At 63.0% G+C, this 17,580-nt stretch carries 16 protein-coding genes and 1 pseudogene; 10 read left to right on the top strand and 7 right to left on the bottom strand.

All coding sequences use genetic code 11. The annotated features are described in order from the left end of the window. Positions 1 to 74: 74 nt before the first annotated feature. The 6 genes from fliH to befA all read right to left on the bottom strand — a co-directional run bounded on the left by fliH (position 75) and on the right by befA (position 5,481). Positions 75 to 878, bottom strand: coding sequence for a flagellar assembly protein FliH (gene fliH / locus HB860_RS04095; RefSeq protein WP_247625809.1), 804 nt, complete (start codon positions 876 to 878; stop codon positions 75 to 77). A 68-nt stretch (positions 879 to 946) separates the two neighbouring features. Next, on the bottom strand, positions 947 to 2,008 hold the full coding sequence (gene fliG, locus HB860_RS04090; RefSeq protein ID WP_139435536.1) for a flagellar motor switch protein FliG: 1,062 nt from the start codon (positions 2,006 to 2,008) through the stop codon (positions 947 to 949). Next, the gene (gene fliF / locus HB860_RS04085; RefSeq protein ID WP_162519164.1) at positions 2,001 to 3,707 is read right to left on the bottom strand and encodes a flagellar basal-body MS-ring/collar protein FliF; all 1,707 of its coding nucleotides are present in this window, start codon (positions 3,705 to 3,707) and stop codon (positions 2,001 to 2,003) included. The genes fliG and fliF overlap by 8 nt, the downstream gene beginning before the upstream one ends. A 55-nt stretch (positions 3,708 to 3,762) precedes the next feature. Beyond that, positions 3,763 to 4,080, bottom strand: coding sequence for a flagellar hook-basal body complex protein FliE (fliE, locus tag HB860_RS04080; protein WP_106887480.1), 318 nt, complete (start codon positions 4,078 to 4,080; stop codon positions 3,763 to 3,765). 124 nt (positions 4,081 to 4,204) lie between these two features. Then, entirely contained in the window at positions 4,205 to 4,555 is a 351-nt protein-coding gene (locus HB860_RS04075; RefSeq protein ID WP_247625808.1) for a hypothetical protein, read from the bottom strand. 149 nt (positions 4,556 to 4,704) lie between these two features. Further along, complete coding sequence (gene befA / locus HB860_RS04070; RefSeq protein ID WP_247625807.1) at positions 4,705 to 5,481, bottom strand: beta cell expansion factor BefA; 777 nt, start codon at positions 5,479 to 5,481, stop codon at positions 4,705 to 4,707. A 293-nt stretch (positions 5,482 to 5,774) separates the two neighbouring features. Here befA and rimO point away from each other — a divergent pair, with 293 nt between their 5' ends. Then, positions 5,775 to 7,103: a 30S ribosomal protein S12 methylthiotransferase RimO gene (gene rimO, locus HB860_RS04065; RefSeq protein WP_247625806.1), complete on the top strand. Its 1,329-nt coding sequence runs from the start codon at positions 5,775 to 5,777 to the stop codon at positions 7,101 to 7,103. Positions 7,104 to 7,264: 161 nt separating this feature from the next. On the opposite strand, the gene HB860_RS04060 is transcribed toward rimO, so the two are convergent. Further along, positions 7,265 to 7,732 carry a GNAT family N-acetyltransferase gene (locus HB860_RS04060; protein ID WP_247625805.1) on the bottom strand — a complete coding sequence of 156 codons (468 nt, stop codon included), beginning with the start codon at positions 7,730 to 7,732 and terminating at the stop codon, positions 7,265 to 7,267. A 269-nt stretch (positions 7,733 to 8,001) separates the two neighbouring features. Between HB860_RS04060 and HB860_RS04055 the strand changes: the two are divergent. From HB860_RS04055 to HB860_RS04020, 9 genes and pseudogenes are all read left to right on the top strand, one after another. Continuing rightward, positions 8,002 to 8,367 (top strand): annotated as a pseudogene (locus HB860_RS04055) (TRAM domain-containing protein); the annotation flags it as partial. Between the two features lie 561 nt (positions 8,368 to 8,928). Continuing rightward, complete coding sequence (locus HB860_RS04050) at positions 8,929 to 10,614, top strand: ABC transporter substrate-binding protein (RefSeq protein ID WP_139435547.1); 1,686 nt, start codon at positions 8,929 to 8,931, stop codon at positions 10,612 to 10,614. A 117-nt stretch (positions 10,615 to 10,731) separates the two neighbouring features. Beyond that, positions 10,732 to 11,715, top strand: coding sequence for an ABC transporter permease (locus HB860_RS04045; RefSeq protein WP_005331240.1), 984 nt, complete (start codon positions 10,732 to 10,734; stop codon positions 11,713 to 11,715). Between the two features lies 1 nt (position 11,716). After that, positions 11,717 to 12,628, top strand: coding sequence for an ABC transporter permease (locus HB860_RS04040; RefSeq protein ID WP_247625804.1), 912 nt, complete (start codon positions 11,717 to 11,719; stop codon positions 12,626 to 12,628). Next, a complete protein-coding gene (locus HB860_RS04035; protein WP_247625803.1) occupies positions 12,625 to 13,647 on the top strand; it encodes an ABC transporter ATP-binding protein in 1,023 nt (340 codons plus the stop codon). Before HB860_RS04040 ends, HB860_RS04035 begins: the two co-directional genes overlap by 4 nt. A gap of 11 nt (positions 13,648 to 13,658) precedes the next feature. Then, the gene (locus HB860_RS04030; protein ID WP_139435555.1) at positions 13,659 to 14,651 is read left to right on the top strand and encodes an ABC transporter ATP-binding protein; all 993 of its coding nucleotides are present in this window, start codon (positions 13,659 to 13,661) and stop codon (positions 14,649 to 14,651) included. Between the two features lie 100 nt (positions 14,652 to 14,751). After that, positions 14,752 to 16,467 carry a glycoside hydrolase family 9 protein gene (locus HB860_RS04025; RefSeq protein WP_247625802.1) on the top strand — a complete coding sequence of 572 codons (1,716 nt, stop codon included), beginning with the start codon at positions 14,752 to 14,754 and terminating at the stop codon, positions 16,465 to 16,467. After that, positions 16,460 to 16,585: a hypothetical protein gene (locus tag HB860_RS22145; protein ID WP_269091855.1), complete on the top strand. Its 126-nt coding sequence runs from the start codon at positions 16,460 to 16,462 to the stop codon at positions 16,583 to 16,585. Before HB860_RS04025 ends, HB860_RS22145 begins: the two co-directional genes overlap by 8 nt. Next, positions 16,578 to 17,450 (top strand): BadF/BadG/BcrA/BcrD ATPase family protein, encoded by an 873-nt coding sequence (locus tag HB860_RS04020; protein WP_247625801.1) that lies wholly within the window; start codon positions 16,578 to 16,580, stop codon positions 17,448 to 17,450. Before HB860_RS22145 ends, HB860_RS04020 begins: the two co-directional genes overlap by 8 nt. Positions 17,451 to 17,580: the final 130 nt, after the last annotated feature.

Below are 17,580 nucleotides of genomic sequence, written 5' to 3'. Positions count from 1 at the left end.
GAGACAGGGCGCCCGCCGCCATGATCATCAGGCCGGGAGACAGTGCGCAGCCTGTACCTGACCGGGAAAAAGTGTCAGCCGGCATTGTCACGAAGGAAGTTGCGCAGCAGTTGCTCGATGCGCCCCGTGAGGGTCAGATCGATGCTGGAGAGTTCGGTAGCCAGCTGCAGATCCCCCGGGGAGAGGGTGGGATCGCTTTGCAGCCGCCAGTGGCGCCGGGCACACTCCTCGGCGCCGAAGGCCTGCTCGACCCGGGCCACATCGTCCGGATGCAGCATCAGGGTGACCCCCTGCTCGGCGGCGGGCAGCAGGGCAAGGCCCTGCTTGAGGGCCTCGAGCAGCAGTCTTGGGGAGGTCTCGGCCTCGTGGCGAATGAGGGCGCGGGCGAGCTGCTGGACCAGTGTGATGAGCTGCTGCTCCACGGCGCCATCCAGCTCCTGGAGCGGATTGGCGAGGCGGGCGGCGAGCCCCTGCCAGTGGGCAATCTCCTGCTCCACCTGGTCGCGGCCCAGGGCCAGCCCCTCTTCGCGGCCCTGCTCCAGACCCGCCTGATGGCCCTGCTGCAAGCCTTCCAGCTTGCCCTCTTCGAGCCCCTTGGCAAAACCGGCCTCCCGCCCCTCGGCCAGCCCCTCTTCCCAGGCGGCCTGGCGGATAGCCTCCACCTCTTCGGCGGTGATGCTGGGGGTGGGCTCCTCCGGCTGCTCTTCTGGCGGCATCTCGTCCGCCTGCTCCTGGCGATACCAGTCAGGGCCGAGCCCCAGGGCATTGCTCTGGATCTCGGATTCGACCTCCATCTCGGGCCAGCCCCAGGCCTCCACCCGGGTCTCGTCCGTCTCGGGTCTGACATAACCCCGCAGCTTGCTGTTCTTGTTATTCATGTGCGAAAGACACTCCTGGCGTGCCGGACGAAGGGGGCGACATCATCGCACATTCCATTGCCCATGGCTTAGAGGAACTCTTCGCCACCGCCGGCCCCCAGCATGATCTCGCCCGCGTCCGCCAGACGGCGTGCCGTGGAGAGGATCTCCTTCTGGGCGGCTTCCACCTCGGAGACCCGGATCGGCCCCATGGCCTCCAGATCGTCCGCCAGCATCTCGGCGGCCCGCTTGGACATGTTCTTGAACACCTTCTCCCGCATCTGGTCGTCCGAGCCCTTGAGGGCCCGTTGCAGCAGATCCCCGGGCACTTCCCGCAGCAGGGTCTGGATGCCCCGATCGTCCACGTCGATGAGGTTCTCGAACACGAACATCAAGTCCTGGATCTGCTGGCTCATCTCCTCGTCCGACTCGCGGATGGAGTCCATCAGCTGGCCTTCGATGTTGGTGTCCAGGTAGTTCATGATGTTGGCGGCCGCCTTGAGGCCACCCATCTTGGCCGCCTGGGCACCGGCCGCACCGGCGAACTGCTTCTCCATGATGTCGTTGAGCTCTTGCAGCGCCGCCGGTTGCACCTCTTCGAGGTTGGCGATGCGCATCACCAAGTCGAGGCGCACCTGCTCCGGGAACTGGCTCAGTATCTCGGCGGACTGCTCCGGCTCCAGATAGGAGAGCACTATGGTCTGGATCTGCGGGTGCTCGTTCTGGATGATGCTGGCCACCTGGCGGGCATCCATCCACTTGAGGGAGTCGAGGCCGCGGGCGCCGGATCCCAGGATGATCTGATCCACCAGGTTGCTGGCCTTGTCCTCCCCGAGCGCCGCCACCAGGGCCTTGCGCACGAAGTCTTCGCTGCCGATGCCGATGTTGGTGTATTTCTGGATGTCGTCGATAAATTGACGATGCACCGCCGCCACCCGGTCGTGACTGAAATCCGACATGGAGGCCATCGACATGCCGAGCCGCTGCACCTGCTTGGGCTCGAGGTGGCGGAAGATCTGGGCAGCATCCTCCTCGTTGAGGCTCAGCATCAAGACCGCCGCCATCTCCATCCCGCCCATCTGATCCAGGATCTGGCGCTGGCTTTCGGTGATGTCGTTACCGGTGACTTGGTTTTTCTTCTCTTCAGGCATCTCGGTTCGTTACCCATTCTTTGATGACCTGAGCGGCCAGGTCTGGTTCATTCGCTACCAAGGCACGCACGGCCTTGAGCAGGTCCTCGTCACGGTGCAGATCAGGCAGCTTGAGCTGGCCATCCCGCAAGCCGAACACCGGCTCGGCCTCGGCCTGGGCCGCCAGCAGGCTCAGCTCGTCGTCGCCACCCAGTACGGTGTGGTTGTCAAAGTCCAGCTCCCCTTCCGGCTTGGCATCCGGGTAGAGCAGGCGCTTGAGCATGGGCCGCACCACGGTGACGATGAGCACTATGATGACCAGCACCGAGGCGGCGATGCGCACCGCGCGCCAGAACCAGGGCTGCTCGTAGATAGGCATGTCGGCCACGGCTTCCAGCTCGGGGCGGTTGAACGGAATGGCAACCACCTCCAGGGTGTCTCCCCGGGTCACGTCAAAGCCGAGGCCGCCGCTCAGCAGACGGCGCAGGGTATCGAGCTCGGCCTGGCTGCGGGGCTCGCGAGTGACGGCCCCCTCAGCACCGGGAGTGGCCTTGTAATCCACCGCCACCGACACCGTCATGCGGCGGATGCCGCCCTGCTGGCGCCGGATGTGGCTGACGGTAGTGTCCAGTTCGAAGTTGCGGGTCGCCTCCTTGCGGGAGCGGCCGGAAGAGCCGGTTCCCCCTTCAGCGCCGGCGGCCTGTTCGGGAATGCTGGAGGCGGCGGGGGGCTGATTGGTGAGCGCACCAGGCACGCCGCCATTGCTGCCATTGGCGCTGTTCTCTTCCACCGTCATCTCGGAGCGCACCGCAGGCAGGTCAGGATTGTAGGTCTTGCGGGTCTGCTCCTGCTGGGAGAAGTCGAGGGAGAGATCCACCTCGGCGGTATAGTTGTCGGCTCCCAGCACCGGGATCAGGATGGCGTCAATTTTTTGTTTGTATTCGAGCTCCTGCTTCTGCTGCATCGCAAACTCCTTGCGAGTCTGGGCAGAGAGCGGGTCTTGCGAGCCGGAGTTGAGCAGACGGCCGTTCTGATCGGTCACGGTGACGCGGGTCGGCTCCAGGCCGTGCACGGCGGAGGCGACCATGTCGACGATGGAGTCCACCTCCCCCTGGCCCAGGGCAGCCCCTTTCAGGCTCAGCACGACGGTGGCGCTCGGCTTGCGCTCGTTGCGGGCGAACACGTTGTCTTTCGGGATGGCCAGCAGCACCTGGGCCTTGGCGACGTTCTGGAACTGCTCGATGGCGCTCGCCAGCTGGCGCTCGCGGCTCAGTTTCAGACGCTCGCTCTCCATGCGCTGGCTGACCCCGAAGCTGGAGTCCTTGAGCAGTATGGCTTCGCCGTCGTTGCTGGCCTCGCTGCTGCTGGCGAGGCCGGCGCGGGTCAGGCGCAGCCGGATGTCCGCATAATTCTCGGCACTGACCAGCACGCTCTTGCCTTCGACCTGATAGGGGATCTTCTGCTGATCCAGATAATCCAGGGTGGAGACCAGCTCCTGGGTGTTGAAGGTGCCGAGGGGACGCATCTCCGGCTCCTTGCCCCACAGCAGGATGAAGACGGCGATGGCCAGACAGATGGTCAACCCCAGGATCAGGGTGATCTGCCGCAACACATCGGTGTTGGACAAGAAGCCCAGGGCCGAGCTCTTCTGCTCGTGCTCATCGAGGGCGGCAGCCCCCTCGTTGTTCATCAGCAGATCGCCGTTTGGATCGTTAGCCACTCTTCAGGTCCTTATTGCTGACATCTTCGTGATGCTCGGTCGCCATGGGGCCGAGTTATACCGGCATGTTCATGATGGTCTTGTAGGCATCGACCATCTTGTTGCGCACCTGCACCGTCGCCTCGAAGGCGATGGAGGATTTCTGCCCGGCGATCATCACCTCGGACAGGTCCACCGACTTGTCGCCCATATCGAACCGGGTGCGCAGATCGTTGGCGCTGCCCTGCAACTCATTGACGTTGTCCAGGGCCTGCTGCAGCATCTGACCGAAATCCGAGTTGACCGGACGACCGGGCTGGGTCAGCGGCGTGGCACCGGCTTCGACCTTGAGTGCCTGCATCTCTTGCATCAGGCTGCTTGCGCTAATTTCCATCTTCCCTTCCCAGACAAATCATTGACACTGGCAAGCCTTAAGCAATTAGAGTGCCAAAAGAGAAGAGGGACTGGCCGCCGGCGCCAAGGGGCAGCCACAAGCGGGCCCCAGGCCCTGGCTCATGTCACCCCAGCACCAGCTTCAGATAACCGAGATGCAGATCTCGGTGCTCGTCCGCTGGCAGCTTGACCAGCACCTCGTCGTGCAGGAAGCGCGCCTTCTCGGTGGCCTGCTCAGGGTCCACCAGGCCCACCGCCACCAGCCTGGCGACGATGGCCAGCGCCAGAGCCATGGTCGCCTCGTCCGCCCGTCCCCAGCCGAAGACGATCCCCTCAGCCGCCCCTTCCGTCAGGGGTGCGACCTCATCGCCATTGACCCAGAGGACCATGGGACTGCCCTCCTGCAGCCGCAGATAGATGCTCTGCCGCTCCCACTCCCGGCGCCGGTCCACGGCAGATTCAGATGCTTGGGTCATGCCACTCTCCTTGTTCAACGACTGTGTCTTGCTTGCGCCCATGAAAAAGAGGGCCGAAGGCCCCCTTTTTACTGCAAGTCACGTCATTTAAACAGGCAGTATTTCAACATGATAAAAGAAAAATACCGGATCGCTGCCAGGGACCTTAGTCACTTGTTCAGATCGTCATCAAGCCAGTATTTGGAACCCGAGATATTGGCATCGAGCAGCAGCCCCTTCTCCCCGATCTGGTAGATGGCCATGCCGCCATTGTACTTGGCGGTCAGCTCGGCACTCTCCTTGCCGGCCACGGCCCCCACTTCGGAGGTGGCCTCCCAGCCCTTGTTGACGAAGGCATCGAACCTGGCCTTGTCTTCAAACAGCACCACCTGCTGGTAGAACTTGCCCCCCATGCCGGCGGCCAGCCCGGCGCCAAACATCTTCATATAGGTGTGCTTGCCCGTCTTGCGATTGATGGCAACCCCGGATCCCTGGTTGGTGTGCACCATCAGGGAAAACTTGCGCGAGTCGAACACCGCATAGCCATAGGCCTTGTCAAACAGCAACTTGGCGGAGGGTTGCTCGTTGAACAGCCGTACCAGGGCGGTATCGGCCATGGTATCCAGGGCGGTTCTGGCCTCGGCGGGGGTCTTGGGCTCCAGCATGGTGTCGAGCTTCTTGTCGGCGGCCGTCAACCACTCCTTGCCGGTGGCGGCGCTCTCTTCCGTCCAGGCGCCCGCCTTGTTGTAGGCATCGGCTCCCCAGGTGGAGACAGACTCCCAGGTCGCCTTGGAGAAGTCGGTGATCCCCTGCCAGGCTTCCTTGCTGGTGTCGCTCACCGCGGTGCCAAGCTCGGAGGCCGCTTCCTTCAATTTCGCCCAGTCGGCATGGCTGGGGCCAGATGCAAGTGCCAGGACGGCGGCAATCAACCAGGATCGGCTCTTCATTGTGTGCTCCTTTAATATCCCATCAGCGGACATGTCACCCTATCAGATTTAAGACTACTCAAAGAAGTCCTGAGTGCCTGTCCCCTCCAGCGGGTCAACCAGGGCCAGGCTTCCCCGGCGGCGAGGGGACGGCGGCTGTGCCCTCATGAGCGGGCACAGCCTCCCTGACGACAAGGGACAAAAGCTGACCGTAAATATTGTTCGGCCTGACAACCTCGGTTGTATAGTTTTTGGTTAGCCATTCCGGTAAAATCCGCGCCCTTGAATAAGAGCCACCTAAGAGTGATTGAGCGATGTCCAACACAAAACAGGCCCCCAAAGTAGGATTCGTCTCCTTGGGTTGCCCCAAAAATCTGGTCGATTCCGAGCGCATCCTGACCCAGCTGCGTACCGAAGGGTACGATGTGGTGCCCAGCTATGACGATGCGGAGCTGGTGGTGGTCAACACCTGCGGCTTCATCGACAGCGCGGTACAGGAGTCGCTGGAAGCCATCGGCGAGGCCCTGGCCGAAAACGGCAAGGTGATAGTCACCGGCTGCCTCGGCGCCAAAGAGAACCAGATCCGCGAGATCCACCCCAAGGTGCTCGAGATCACCGGCCCCCACGCCTATGAAGAGGTGCTGGGCCACGTTCACAAATACGTGGAGAAGCCGACCCACAACCCCTTCACCAGCCTGGTGCCGGCCCACGGCGTCAAGCTGACTCCCCGTCACTACGCCTATCTCAAGATCTCCGAGGGCTGCAACCACCGCTGCACCTTCTGCATCATCCCCTCCATGCGCGGGGATCTGGTGAGCCGCCCCATTGGCGAGGTACTGGCCGAGGCCAAGCGCCTGAAAGAGGCTGGCGTGAAGGAGATCCTGGTGATCTCCCAGGACACCTCCGCCTACGGCGTGGACGTCAAGCACCGCACCGGTTTCTACGACGGCATGCCGGTCAAGACCAGCATGGTCGCCCTGTGCGAGGAGCTGGCCAAGCTCGACATCTGGGTGCGCCTGCACTACGTCTACCCCTATCCCCACGTGGATGACGTCATCCCCTTGATGCGCGACGGCAAGGTACTGCCCTACCTGGACATTCCGCTGCAACACGCCAGCCCGCGCATCCTCAAGCTGATGAAGCGCCCGGGTACCGTCGAGCGCACCCTGGAGCGCATCCAGAAGTGGCGTGAGATCTGCCCCGAGATCACCCTGCGCTCCACCTTCATCGTCGGCTTCCCCGGCGAGACCGAAGAAGAGTTCCAGATGCTGCTGGACTTCATCGACAAGGCTGAGCTGGACCGCGTTGGCTGCTTCAAATACAGCCCGGTCGAGGGCGCCAAGGCCAACGAGCTGCCGGATCCTGTGCCGGAAGAGGTCCAGGAAGAGCGTTTCCAGCGCTTCATGGAGCTGCAGCAGCAGGTCTCCGTTCGCAAGCTGGCCCGCAAGGTCGGCAAGGAGATGACAGTGCTGATCGACGAAGTGGACGAAGAGGGCGCCACCGGCCGCTCCTTCGCCGACGCCCCCGAGATCGACGGCCTGGTCTACCTGAACGGCGAAACCGGCCTCAAGCCCGGCGACATGGTCAAGGTGCGCATCGACGAAGCGGACGAATACGATCTGTGGGCCAGCCTGATAGGCTAAGTCCGCAGTTCATGATGGCGCCTGCCCGGCAGGCGCCAATAAAAAAGCCAGTCAGTGACCCTGACTGGCTTTTTTATTGGTAGCACCGATAGGTTATGCGCGCTGAAGCGGGGCGCACGCTGCTGCGCCTGGCGTCACTCGGTCAGCGCTTCTGACGAGGGCTAGATGCCGGTATCTGCCACCATCACCAGAACATGAAGGCCTTTATAATGGACCTCCTCAAGGGCCTTGAAACCATGGCGGCAATAAACGCCACCGCTCAGGTTCTCGGTTTGCAAGTACAGCTTGCTGATCCCTGCCCTGCGGGCACGGCTGAGGATCTCTGTTACCAGCAAGGAAGCGACCCCCTGCCCGCGTGCTTTTTCAACGACATAGACCCCACCCAACCAATGTTCGTACTCGGGAAACATCGCCATTTCGCGGATCTTGAGCTCGGCAGCCCCCACCCATTCACCGGCCAGGCGGGCCAGTACCATCAGCGGAGCCCGGTCGACCTGGGTGGCCGCCGTGACCTTGGCCAGCACCTGCTCTTGAGTGCAGCGACCACTGTCGCGGCACCATTCGTCAAAATACCATGAGGCAACCACGCCTGCGGCAGATGGCGCATCAGCCAGTAACAACAACTCCATAAAGCCTCTTTTGCGAATAACCCATGACCTGCAGGGGAAGGATGAACACGACGAGGCGAAACCCAGGGTCGCACCCGCGAGCGGCGGCCTCGCCAGCAATGAGGCTCCGAGACCGGCATGCTCTAGACAAGGTTATCGAATGGATATCATAACCAGCCAGGGAGTGGAAGGGTCGGGAGCCAAGGCGCACTTTCCCGCCATGACCCAGCAACCGGTTCTGCAGCTGGCGTGGTAGATAGGCCGGGGTGAAGGTGGTCTTGGCCTGCGGCTTCATCGACCAGGTGGAGCTGGACCGCGTTGGCTGCTTCAAATACGGCCCGGTCGAGGGCGCCAAGGCCAACGAGCTGCCGGATCCTGTGCCGGAAGAGGTCCAGGAAGAGCGTTTCCAGCGCGTCATGGAGCTGCAGCAACAGGTCTCCGTTCGCAAGCTGGCCCGCAAGGTCGGCAAGGAGATGACAGTGTTGATCGACGAGGTGGACGAAGAGGGTACCACCGGCCGCTCCTTCGCCGACGCCCCCGAGATCGACGGCCTGGTCTACCTGGACGGCGAAACCGATCTGAAGCCCGGCGATCTCGTCAAGGTCCGCATCGACGAGGCGGACGAATACGACCTCTGGGCCAGCCTGGTCAACTAATCCGCCAACGGATGTGACACCCGAAGCCGGTCAGTGAATGCTGACTGGCTTTTTTATTGCCAGCAAGCCACCTGCACGCCCCCCCCCCTCGGCAGCCGGCACCGGCTCCTTCTGCAAGAGAGGGGCCGCCTGCCATCACCCGACTCACCGGGAGATGCCCCCTTAGTGAGCCAGCGCACAGTTCTGCCCCGCCCCCAGGTTCGCTTGTTTCAAGCTCAAAAAAAAGCCACTGAAGGGGCGCAAAAACGAGCACGATCCACTTCACACTATCGTCTTTGAATTGTCATAAAGGGTGACTTGGTACTTTGTGAGAATTAATGCAACTGTATAATTTAAAAGGATTAAAAATAGAGTTTGACGATAATGACGAGAGAGTGCGAGTTTTTACGATATCGACGAAATGAAGAGTTGTTGTTTTCCTGTTAACTCTGCTTTTCTAAGGGCGTTGGATGACACAACTACAAAGGTGCAAAACCTGACCAACATTGAGGGCCGGCATCCAAGCATGGGATCCGGTGCTCCATTCCAAAACCATGGAAGACCAATAAGAAAGGAAAAAATATGCTTGCCAAAGTATCCAAAATCGCTACCTCAGTCATGCTGGGAACCCTGATGCTCGCCGGTACCGCCGGCACTGCCATGGCCGCCGAGAACAAGACGGTGCTGACCCTGGTCGCGCAACAGGAGACCGCATGGGTCAAGAACTTCAACCCCTTCCTGCAGGCCGGTCTGCTGCACACCACCCGTCACTTCATCTATGAGCCTCTGGTGATCTTCAACGATATGCAGGGTGGCAAACCCGTCTATCGTCTGGCCACCAACTATGCCTTCAGCGATGACCTGAAGTCGGTCACCTTTGACCTGCGCGAAGGGGTCAAGTGGTCCGATGGTGAAGCCTTCACCGCCGACGACATCCTCTTCTCCTTCAACCTGGTCAAGGCCAACAAGGCGCTGGACGAGCGCTCCATCTGGACTCAGATCAAGGGTGTCGAGAAGCTGGGTGAGCACAAGGTCAAATTCGACCTGGCCGAGGTCAACACCAACGTTGTGAACGACCTGGTGCTGGTGCCAATCGTCCCCGAACATCAGTGGAAGTCGGTGAAAGACCCGGTTGCCTTCACCAACGACAAGCCGGTCGGCACAGGTCCCTTCACCGAAGTGGACAACTTCTCCGCCCAGCTCTATACCCAGTGCCGCAACCCGCACTACTGGGACAACGCCAACCTCGCCATCGACTGCCTGCGCATGCCGCAGATGGCCACCAACGACCAGGTACTGGCTGCCGTCATGAAGGGTGATGTGGACTGGTTCGGCTCCTTCGTACCGGACATCGAGCGCCTCTACGTCGGCAACGATCCCAAGAACAACAAGTACTGGTTCCCGGCCTCCGGCACGGTGGCGTTCAACGTCAACTTCCAGAGCAAGAACCCGGGCAATAACGAAGCCTTCAACGACATCAACTTCCGCCGCGCCTTCTCCATGGCGATGGACCGCCAGTCCATGGTGGACATCGCAGGCTACGGCTACCCGACCGTCAACGAATACCCGTCGGGTCTGGGCAAGGCATTCGCCTCCTGGGACAACCCGGAAGTCGAGAAGAAATACGGCAAGTACAACAAGTTCGATCTGGAAGGTGCCAAGGCACTGCTGAAGGAAGCGGGCTACAAGGACTGTGACGGCGACAAGTTCCTCGACACCCCGAGCTGCAAGAAGATCGAGTTCAAGGTGCTGGTACCGAACGGCTGGACCGACTGGGTCAACACAGTCCAGATCGGGGTCGAAGGCCTGCAGGCCCTGGGTCTGAACGCCAAGACCTCCACCCCGGAAGCCACCGTCTGGACCGAGAACCTGATCACCGGTGACTTCGACGTCGCCCTGCAGGGTTACTTTGCCGGTGCCAACCCGCACAAGTACTTCGAGACCGCCTTCCACTCCCGCAACATGGGTGAGCGCGGCAACCGCTTCGCGGCGCCCCGTTACAAGGATCCCGAGCTCGACAAGCTGATCGATGACTTCACCCAGACCGCCGATGCGGCCAAGCAGAAGGAGATCATGTTTGCCATCCAGGAGCGCGTCGGGGCCAACCAGACCATCATCCCGGTGTTCAACAACCCGACCTGGTACGAATACAGCACCAAGCGCTTCAATGGCTGGTTCAGTGCCGACAACCCGGTCGCCAAGCCGCAGGTACACCCGGACACCCCGGAGCGTCTGCTGCACGTGTTGTCACTCAAGCCAAACAGCTAATCACCTCGGCCCCCTGCGGGGGGCCTCTTTCCCCGCCATGTCTTCCATTCCCCGTCTTTGCCGGGGTTGGGGGAGCTTTGCCCGGCGCGGGGCAGGCTTGCAGTAAAAGGTATCACCATGGGATTTATACTAAGACGCTTCTCCTTCTATCTGGTCGCCTTCCTGGTGGCCGCCACCATCAACTTCCTGCTGCCCAGAGCCATGCCCGGAGATCCCGTCTCCGTCATGTTCGCCCGGGCCGGCGCCATGATGGAACCTGCCGCCCTCGAGGCCCTCAAGGCCACCTTCGGGTTCGTTGACGGTCCCATCACCACCCAGTTTCTCGCCTATGTGAAGAGTGTCTTCACCTGGGATCTCGGCACCTCGGTGCGCTACTACCCCCAACCGGTCGCCGACGTGCTCGGTCGCGCCATCGGCTGGACCCTGTTCCTGGTGGGCACCTCCACCATTCTGAGCTTCTCCATCGGCTCCATCGTCGGCATCTTCGCCGCCTGGTACCGGGGGGGACGCATGGACAGCATCCTCTCCCCGCTCACCCTGGTGATGCAGGCCATTCCCCCCGTGGTGGTCTCCCTGCTCGCCCTGTTCCTGTTCGGGGTCAGCCTCGGCTGGCTGCCCATCGGCTACGCCTACAGCCCGGAAATCACCGCCGATTTCGGCTGGGAACACATCAAGAGCATCATGCTGCACGCCATCATGCCGGTGGGCACCCTGGCCATGGTACAGGTGGGGGGCTTCCTCATCACCATGCGCAACAACATGATCAACCTGCTCGGCGAGGACTACATCACCATGGCCAAGGCCAAGGGGCTCTCCAGCAACAGGGTCATCTTCAACTACGGCGCCCGCAACGCCGTGCTGCCCAGCGTCACCGCCCTCTCCATGGCACTCGGCTTCGTCATCGGCGGCTCCCTCATCACAGAGGTGATCTTCAACTACCCCGGCCTGGGACTGACCCTCTATCAGGGCATCCTGGCCCGCGACTACCCGCTCATTCAGGGGCAACTGCTCATCATGACCATCACCATGCTCAGCTTCAACTTCCTGGCGGACGTGCTCTATGTCTTCCTGGATCCCCGTCTGCGTACAGGAGGCAAATAAGATGCGTATGCCGACCATCCTCAAGATCCTGCTGGGCAACAAGAAGGCGGCCTTCGGCCTCGCCATCGTGGTCACCTTCGTGCTGATGGCCCTGTTTGCCCCGCTGCTCGCCAGCAACGAGCCCACCAAGCGGGTCGCCCGCCCCCACCAGCCCCCCAGCGTGGAGCTGGTGATGGGATCCAACCGCATGGGCCACGATCTCTGGGCCCAGTTCACCAGTGGCGCCCGCATCTCCCTGATGGTGGGCTTCGGGGCAGGCCTGCTGGTCTGCGCCCTCGCCATCGGCATCGGCATCACAGCCGGTTACTTCGGCGGCGTGGTGGACGAGTGCCTCACCTTCCTGATGAACGTGGTGCTGGTGATCCCCAACCTCCCTTTATTACTGGTACTCGCGAGCTTTATCGGGGAGGCGTCACCGACGGTGATTGCGCTCATCATAGGCTTTACCTCCTGGGCCTATGGCGCCCGGGTGATCCGTGCCCAGACCCTGGCGCTGCGGGAGAAAGAGTTCGTCATCGCCGCCGAGGTGCTGGGGGAGCCGGCCTGGCGCATCATCCTGGTGGAGATACTGCCCAACCTCATCTCCATCATCGGGGTGAGCTTCATCGGCTCCATCATCTACGCCATCGTCACCGAGGCGACCCTGGAGTTCCTGGGACTGGGCGACCCCACCGTGGTCAGCTGGGGCATCATGCTTTACAACGCCCAGACCTCCAGCGCCATCCTGGTAGGCGCATGGTGGGAGATCCTGGCCCCCTGCTTCGCCATCGCCACCCTGGGGGCGGGTCTGGCCATGCTCAACTTCGCCATCGACGAAATCGCCAACCCGCAACTGCGCTCTCACAAGGGCCTGCGCCGCTGGAAACAGCTCGCCGTCCCGGCCCCGATCAACGCTCAGGAGAAGACAGCATGAGCTCGCAACAACCCCTGCTGTCGGTACGCAACCTCTGCGTCGACTACATCACCGAAAACGGCGACGTGCGCGCCGTCAATTCCGTCAGCTTTGACATCGCCCCCGGCGAAGTCTTCGGCCTCGCCGGCGAGTCCGGCTGCGGCAAGTCCACCGTCGCCTTCTCGGTGGCGCGGCTGCACAAGCCGCCCGCCTACATAAGTGGCGGCGAGATCCTGTTCAAGGGGGAGAACATCCTCGGCTTCGACGACGAGCGGCTGCGCAGCTACCGCTGGCGCCAGGCGAGCGTGGTGTTCCAGTCCGCCATGAATGCGCTCAACCCCGTGCTGCGCATGGAGGAGCAGTTCTGCGACGTGCTCTTGGCCCACAACCCCGGCATGACCCGCTACGAGGCCATCAAGCGCGCCCAGGAGCTGCTGGAGATAGTCGACATCCACCCGAGCCGGCTCAAGGACTACCCGCACCAGTTCTCAGGCGGCATGCGCCAACGGCTGGTGATCGCCATCGCCATGGCGCTCAACCCCGAGCTGCTCATCATGGATGAGCCCACCACGGCGCTGGATGTGGTGGTGCAGCGGGAGATACTGCAGAAGGTCTACGCCCTCAAGGCGAAGTTCAACTTCTCCATTCTCTTCATCACCCACGATCTCTCCCTCATGGTCGAGTTCTGCGATCGCATCGGCATCATGTATGCGGGGGAACTGGTGGAGGTGGCGCCGTCCAAGTCAATACTGACCGCCCCATTGCACCCCTACACCAAGGGACTCGGCAACTCCTTCCCGCCCCTGCACGGCCCGAAAACCGTGCTGGAGGGGATCCCCGGCACCCCGCTCAACCTGCTGGAGGTGCCGGTCGGCTGCCGCTTCCAGGCCCGCTGCGGCAAGGTGCACGCGCGCTGCCGCCAGGAATATACCCAGCTGGCCGAGATCCGCCCCGGGCAGCAGGCCGCCTGCCACCTCTATGACTCGGCCGAGGAATCCCTGAACCACCCCATCTATCTGGACAAGGCCGCTGGCTGTTAAGGATGTCTGTCATGCAAATCGCCCAAACCGACGCGCCCATCATCGAGGTCCAGCATCTCTACAAGGACTTCGCCGTCAACTCCAATGCCATCAAGAGCGGCAAGATGCGGGCCCTCTCCGACATCACCTTCAACCTGCACCGGGGCCGCGCCCTGGCGGTGGTGGGGGAGTCGGGCTCCGGCAAGAGCACCATCGCCAAGATCATCGCCAAGATGTACAAGCTCTCCAACGGCCGCATCCTCTACCGGGGCCGGGATCTGGAGGAGTTCAACAAGGGCACCGCCCTGCTGGACTATCGCCAGAGCGTGCAGATGGTATGGCAGGATCCGTTCGGTTCATTGAATCCGACCCACACCATCTACCACCACATCGCCCGCCCCCTGCTGCTGCACAGCAAGGTGAGCGACAAGCGGGAGCTGCCTGACATGGTCTATGCCCTGCTGGAGAAGGTCGGGCTCACCCCGGCCAAGGCAACGGCGGCCAAGTATCCCCACCAGCTCTCCGGCGGCCAGCGCCAGCGGGTCAACATCGCCCGCAACCTGGCGGTGGAGGCGGAAGTGGTGCTGGCGGACGAGCCCACCTCCATGCTCGACGTCTCCATTCGCATCGGCATCCTCAACCTGATGGAGCAGATGAAGAACGAGCTTGGCGTCTCCATGCTCTACATCACCCACGACATCGCCACCGCCCGCTACGTGGCCGAAGACTTGGCGGTGATGTACGTGGGTCACATGGTGGAGTGGGGTGAAGTGGACGAGATACTGCACCACCCCCAGCACCCCTACACCCAGCTGCTCATCTCGGCGGTGCCTGACCCCGAGAAGAGCATCCACGCCGAGCTGGAGGGGGGCCGCAAGGGGGAGATACCGCTCTGGACCCCGGAATCCCGGGGCTGCCCCTTCGCCGGTCGCTGCCATCAGGCCATGGCGCGCTGCAAGGAGAGCCTGCCTCCCGTGACCCGGCTTGCCGACAACCACTTCGTGCGCTGCTACCTGCACGAATAAGCCAGCCCCCACGCCGGGGGCGGCCTTACCGGCCCGCGACACCTTCACCCGGGCCTCTTCGCGAGGCCCCTTCATTGCCCAGACCAGGGAGTAAAGCTGGATGGAACTCTTGATCAATCAGGTGGGTTACGAGTGTGACGGACACAAGATTGCCCTGCTGCAGACCGCCGCCGACGTGGAGATAAGCGGCCTGGTGCGACTGCGCCGCCTGCATGATGACCGCCTCCTGCTGGAGGTTCCTCTCCAGGCCGCAGGCCAGGTGCCCGGCTGGCAGGGGCGCGCTTACTGGCGCGCCGACTTCTCTGCATTCAAGGAGTCCGGCCACTACCGGCTGGAGGCGATAACAGCCCAGGGCATAGTCCGCTCCACCCGCTTCGCCATAGGCCAGGATCTGCTGACCGGCCGCTGCCTCTCCGATGTCATTCACTACTTCAAGGGGCAGCGCGCCAGCGGCACCTTCGATAGGGCCGACCGCAACGCCCGCCTGTTTGGCACCGACCGGCACAAGGATGTGCACGGGGGCTGGTTCGATGCCAGCGGCGACATGAGCAAGTACCTGAGCCACCTCTCCTACGCCAACTACCTCAATCCCCAGCAGACTCCATTGGTGGTGTGGAGCCTGCTCAAGAGCCGGGCGCTCCTGGCGACGCGCCGGGACATCGACGGGCTGAACCTCTGCAAGCGGCTCAGTGACGAGGGGCTGCACGGGGCGGATTTTCTCTGCCGGATGCAAGATGAGAGTGGCTTCTTCTACATGACTCTGTTCGACAAGTGGAGCAAGGATCCCGAGCAGCGCGAGCTGTGCGCCTACGCCACCCAGCAGGGGCTAAAATCCGCCAACTGGCAGGCGGGCTTTCGCCAGGGGGGCGGCATGGCCATCGCCGCCCTGGCCCGGGCAGCCCGCGAGCAGACCGGCGGCGACTTTGATACCAGCCACTATGCCGGGGCGGCCAGGCGCGGCTACCTGCACCTGCGCGAACACAACCTCGCCTACCTGGACGACGGTTGCGAGAACATCATAGACGACTACTGCGCCCTGCTGGCGGCGGTGGAGCTGACCCAGACCCTTGGCCGCGACTGGCTCGGGGAGGCAAGGGACAGGGCCGGCAGGCTCTGCGCCCGCCAGCGCCCCCACCCCGAGCTTGGCCACTACTGGAGTGCCAACGAAGACGGCTCGCGCCCCTACTACCACGCCGCCGAGGCGGGTCTGCCGGTGCTGGCCCTGCTGGAATACCTGGGGGTCGAGCCGGATCAGGAGCGCCGCGCCCGGGTGAGTGCCGTGGTGCAGCAGGCGCTGGCCACCGAGCTGGCCCTCGCCGCCCGGACGGGCAACCCCTTCGCCCTGGCCCGCCAATATGTGAAGGGGGTCGACGAAGCCCCCCGCATCAGCTTCTTTATGCCCCACCACAACGAGTCCGGTTACTGGTGGCAGGGGGAGAACGCCCGGCTGGCCTCCCTGGCCGCCATGGCCTTCGCCGCGGCTCGCCACTTCCCCCAGCAGAGCGCACTCCTGATGACGTTCGGCCAGCGCCAGCTCGACTGGATCCTCGGACAGAACCCCTTCAACGCCTGCATGCTGGCGGGTCACGGCATCAACAACCCGAGCTATACCGCCGGTTATCCCAATGCACCCGGGGGTATCTGCAACGGCATCACCGCCGGGTTCGATGACGAGAATGATGTGACCTTTATCCCGGAGGCGTACAAGGAGAGGCTGGATCAGAACTGGCGCTGGGGGGAGCAGTGGATCCCCCACGGCGCCTGGTTCGCCCTGGCCATCAGCTGGCAGAGTGCGCCGGAGGCCCGTCATGATTGAGACCTACAAGGACAGGCTCGATCATAACTGGCACTGGAAAGAGCAGTGGATCCCCCACGGCGCCTGGTTTGCCCTGGCCATCAGCTGGCAGAGTGCGCCGGAGGCCCGTCATGATTGAGTACTGGGTCGGGGTCGATGGCGGGGGGACTCACACCCGCGCCCGCATTCGGGACAAGGGGGGCAGAGTGCTGGGAGAGGGGCGCGCCGCGGGCTCCAACCTGGAGCTCGGCATCCCCCTCGCCCACGCCAACGTGCTGGCGGCCATCGCCAGCGCCCGCCTTGCCGCCGGGCTTGGCATCGAATGCGAACAGCAGATGGGAGTGGGGCTGGCGCTCGCCTCCGCCGAGCTGGCCGACTGCTACCACGCCCTGCTTAAGATGCCCTTCCCCTTCGCGAGCGTCAGGCTCACCTCCGACGCCTTCGGCGCCTGCCTCGGCGCCTTTGGTGGCCGCGAGGGAGCCATCCTCATCGCCGGCACAGGGTCCGCCGGGCTCATCTACCGCCATGGTCAGCTGCATACCTGCTCAGGGCGCGGCTTCCCCATCTCGGATCTCGGCAGCGGCGCCTGGCTCGGGCTGCGCGCCATCCAGCAATCCCTGCTCTGCCACGACGGCATCCTGCCTCCCAGCCTGCTCGCCGTGCGCCTGCTCGATCACTTCAAGCGGGATCAGGCCGAGGTAGTGCGCTGGGCCGCCCGCGCCATTCCCGCCGACTATGGCCGCTTCGCCCCCTGGGTGTTCGACGCCGCCAGCGACGGAGACGAGCTCGCCAACCAGCTGCTGGATGAAACCTGCGCCCAGTTGCAGACCCTGCTGGAGGGCATGAGGCTGCTGGGAGCCGACCGCATCGCCCTGCTGGGCGGCGTCGGCATGCGCCTGGCCCCTCGCCTGGGGCACCTCAACCTGGTTCACCCGCAAGCCGATGCGCTGGAAGGCGCCATCCTGTTTGCCCAATCGGAGGCCTACCCATGCCTGCATCCCTGAGCCCTGTCGGGTGTGAACGATGCGCTGGAAAGGGCACAACCCCGTTTGCCCAGTCGGAGGCCTACCCATGCCTGCATCCCTGAGCCCTGTCGGGTGTGAACGATGCGCTGGAAAGGGCACAACCCCGTTT

It is taken from the genome of Aeromonas genomosp. paramedia (assembly GCF_023093515.1).
GTDB lineage: Bacteria > Pseudomonadota > Gammaproteobacteria > Enterobacterales > Aeromonadaceae > Aeromonas.
The sequence above is the reverse complement of the archived record's forward strand: the minus strand, read 5'-3'. Positions and strand labels throughout refer to the sequence as shown.

What these genes read in the sequence shown, in the direction of transcription:
- HB860_RS22145 (WP_269091855.1), top strand. Translation starts at nt 16,460, where the DNA reads ATGATTGAGACCTACAAGGACAGGCTCGATCATAACTGGCACTGGAAA.
- HB860_RS04045 (WP_005331240.1), top strand. Translation starts at nt 10,732, where the DNA reads ATGGGATTTATACTAAGACGCTTCTCCTTCTATCTGGTCGCCTTCCTG.
- HB860_RS04075 (WP_247625808.1), bottom strand. Translation starts at nt 4,555, where the DNA reads ATGACCCAAGCATCTGAATCTGCCGTGGACCGGCGCCGGGAGTGGGAG.
- HB860_RS04060 (WP_247625805.1), bottom strand. Translation starts at nt 7,732, where the DNA reads ATGGAGTTGTTGTTACTGGCTGATGCGCCATCTGCCGCAGGCGTGGTT.
- rimO (WP_247625806.1), top strand. Translation starts at nt 5,775, where the DNA reads ATGTCCAACACAAAACAGGCCCCCAAAGTAGGATTCGTCTCCTTGGGT.
- fliH (WP_247625809.1), bottom strand. Translation starts at nt 878, where the DNA reads ATGAATAACAAGAACAGCAAGCTGCGGGGTTATGTCAGACCCGAGACG.
- HB860_RS04020 (WP_247625801.1), top strand. Translation starts at nt 16,578, where the DNA reads ATGATTGAGTACTGGGTCGGGGTCGATGGCGGGGGGACTCACACCCGC.
- befA (WP_247625807.1), bottom strand. Translation starts at nt 5,481, where the DNA reads ATGAAGAGCCGATCCTGGTTGATTGCCGCCGTCCTGGCACTTGCATCT.
- HB860_RS04040 (WP_247625804.1), top strand. Translation starts at nt 11,717, where the DNA reads ATGCGTATGCCGACCATCCTCAAGATCCTGCTGGGCAACAAGAAGGCG.
- HB860_RS04030 (WP_139435555.1), top strand. Translation starts at nt 13,659, where the DNA reads ATGCAAATCGCCCAAACCGACGCGCCCATCATCGAGGTCCAGCATCTC.
- HB860_RS04050 (WP_139435547.1), top strand. Translation starts at nt 8,929, where the DNA reads ATGCTTGCCAAAGTATCCAAAATCGCTACCTCAGTCATGCTGGGAACC.
- fliE (WP_106887480.1), bottom strand. Translation starts at nt 4,080, where the DNA reads ATGGAAATTAGCGCAAGCAGCCTGATGCAAGAGATGCAGGCACTCAAG.
- fliG (WP_139435536.1), bottom strand. Translation starts at nt 2,008, where the DNA reads ATGCCTGAAGAGAAGAAAAACCAAGTCACCGGTAACGACATCACCGAA.
- HB860_RS04035 (WP_247625803.1), top strand. Translation starts at nt 12,625, where the DNA reads ATGAGCTCGCAACAACCCCTGCTGTCGGTACGCAACCTCTGCGTCGAC.
- HB860_RS04025 (WP_247625802.1), top strand. Translation starts at nt 14,752, where the DNA reads ATGGAACTCTTGATCAATCAGGTGGGTTACGAGTGTGACGGACACAAG.